This is a genomic window from Flammeovirga aprica JL-4 (assembly GCF_012844305.1).
Taxonomy (GTDB): Bacteria; Bacteroidota; Bacteroidia; order Cytophagales; family Flammeovirgaceae; genus Flammeovirga; species Flammeovirga aprica.
Genome location: NZ_JABANE010000265.1, coordinates 1 through 1,781, shown reverse-complemented (window position 1 = coordinate 1,781; position 1,781 = coordinate 1). Strand labels below are relative to the sequence as shown.

Genomic DNA, 1,781 nt, shown 5'->3' with positions numbered 1-1,781 from the left:
TACATCACTAAATAAACTAGAAACAGGTAATAAACGCCATTGTACTCCTGTTTTAAGTTTATATAAAATTGCATTAACCACTTCTGTTAGAGATGATTTAGTCTTAAATCCTCTTTTTGCAGTTGGCAAATGCGGTATTATTTCAGATTCAATGATATCTTTGTCAAGTACGCAGTACATAATGAAGGTTGTAGGTTAATATTTATGTTTGGCGACACAAATATCTACAACCTTTTTTTTAATTGTACAAGATATTTAAAAAAGGCTGTACAGCTTCATTGTTAAAAAGTTTTTCGCTGCTTCTATTTTTGCTTTCCTCTCACCAATCTCGATCCCTTCTTCTTTTTTCGTTTCCAAGGTATTCGCATAATCTCGAAAACGTTTCACATCTTGATCATACTTCAACTGATCATTCTTTGGTAAAGCCATATATTCGGTTATTTTAAACACTCGTCTAAAAATACGCTCTTGCAAAACAGATGGCATTTCCTCAAAAGTTGTCAAGTTTTTCAATAAATAAAGCCATTTATCAAAATTACTTTCTAAATCACTTTCTCCCTTATAAAACTTTGGGAGCTCAAGGTACACAAACTTCAACTTATCATAAAAGACTTGATTATACTGATTTTTCAATTCTACAATATGATGATAATGTTCTCCAGTATCATCAAATATAAAATCCATAATTGAGATTACATACACCCCATGCAATTCATAATTCCAAGACAGACCCTTTTCAGCTTGCTCCTGAATAGGAAAACTTGAGTAATAAATTGTTCTGTCCTTAAAAAAGGTCTGAGAGGCACGCTGTAACTCCACAATAAACTTTTCTCCTCGTTCATTTTCACAATACAAATCATAAATAGCTTTTCGATCTGTATCATTTTTAGGAAGATGCTCTGTCTGTTTATACGTCAAATCATAAATTTGATCTTTAGCTGGTAAAACCGAATTCAAAAAATCGATCAAAATTTCCTTACTGCTTTCCTCTCCAAAGATTTTCTTAAAACCAAAATCTGTAAATGGATTGATATAACGAGATGTACACATTTCTTTAAATTGGAAGCGTATGATTTTAATAATTTATTTTTCTTCACATACAACTTAATAAGTACTGTGACAAAAGGAATTGGCATTTTGAAGGTAAAAAAGTGGTTTTTGTTTTGGTTCAGAGGACGTTGTAGTACAACGTCCCTACAGCCTACTTTCAATTTTTGGTAGAATATCATTTATGAGGGATACAGTTGTAGTGATGTTGCATTGCAACGTCCACTGAACCACCATAAAAACCATTTTACGAACCATAATTCTACATTCTTCATTAAAAAAGTTCTAGAACAATAATTACGTGCACCATGACTGGAAGTCATGGGCTTATGGGAAGCTATCACATTTTCCAACTTTCATTATAATCTTGACATACCTCAAAAATTTACAGTCTTTATAGCCATTTAAATACGGATAAGCTAAATATTATAATCATAACTTGATAAATGATTTATCTTCCCAAAAGCCCATAATTTCAATTATGGGTCTAAGAAACATTCGTTTTCATTTGTCCTAGTACTTATGTCGAATAAAAGGCTTTAACATAAAAACTACAAACTAATATAAATCTTCACCGAAGCACACTTATGTTAGCAATTACTATAAGTATCTAAGTATATGACAAAAATTGATTGAACAGCATTTCTAGCTGTTCATAAAATTTATTTTGTAGGCATTGAGAAAGTTTCTCTAAGCCATATTTAAATAAACTTTTGGCTTTCCTTCCATGAGAT

2 protein-coding genes are annotated in these 1,781 nt (G+C 31.3%); both read right to left on the bottom strand.

The window, feature by feature from the left end; all coding sequences use genetic code 11:
• Positions 1–180: transposase (locus HHU12_RS33730; protein ID WP_169658724.1), on the bottom strand; the 180-nt coding region annotated here is incomplete at its 3' end.
• Between the two features lie 75 nt (positions 181–255).
• Positions 256–1,050, bottom strand: a complete 795-nt coding sequence (locus HHU12_RS33725; RefSeq protein WP_169661118.1) for an Rpn family recombination-promoting nuclease/putative transposase — start codon at positions 1,048–1,050, stop codon at positions 256–258.
• Between the last annotated feature and the right edge of the window lie 731 nt (positions 1,051–1,781).

Coding starts and splice junctions, on each gene's coding strand:
- HHU12_RS33725 (WP_169661118.1), bottom strand. CDS start 1,050: ATGTGTACATCTCGTTATATCAATCCATTTACAGATTTTGGTTTTAAG.